Source organism: Paraburkholderia sp. SIMBA_030 (assembly GCF_046535245.1).
Lineage (GTDB): Bacteria > Pseudomonadota > Gammaproteobacteria > Burkholderiales > Burkholderiaceae > Paraburkholderia.
Genome location: NZ_JAWRXB010001620.1, coordinates 1 through 237 on the forward strand (window position 1 = coordinate 1; position 237 = coordinate 237).

General features: G+C 62.0%; 1 pseudogene. It reads right to left on the minus strand.

Going from position 1 to position 237, the window contains the following annotated elements:
* Positions 1 to 237, minus strand: a pseudogene (locus tag SB772_RS45480) (alpha/beta hydrolase); the annotation flags it as partial.

A 237-nucleotide genomic window follows, 5' to 3' on the forward strand; every position in this document is an offset into this window, starting at 1 on the left:
TGCGGAATCCGCCGTTCCAGGTAATACCCCGGGTTGCGCAGGCTGCCATCGACAAAACCCACATGGCCACCGCGATTGTGCAGTTCAAACTGCGTCTGCGCTGCCAGTTCGCTGGCCAAGGGCAAGCTGTGGCTGGACACGAATGGATCGTCGCTGGCGTGGATGATCAGGGTCGGCGTGCGGTTCTCGCCCAAGAAGAAGCGGCTCGATGAGCGGCGGTAGTAGTCGTGCGCATCG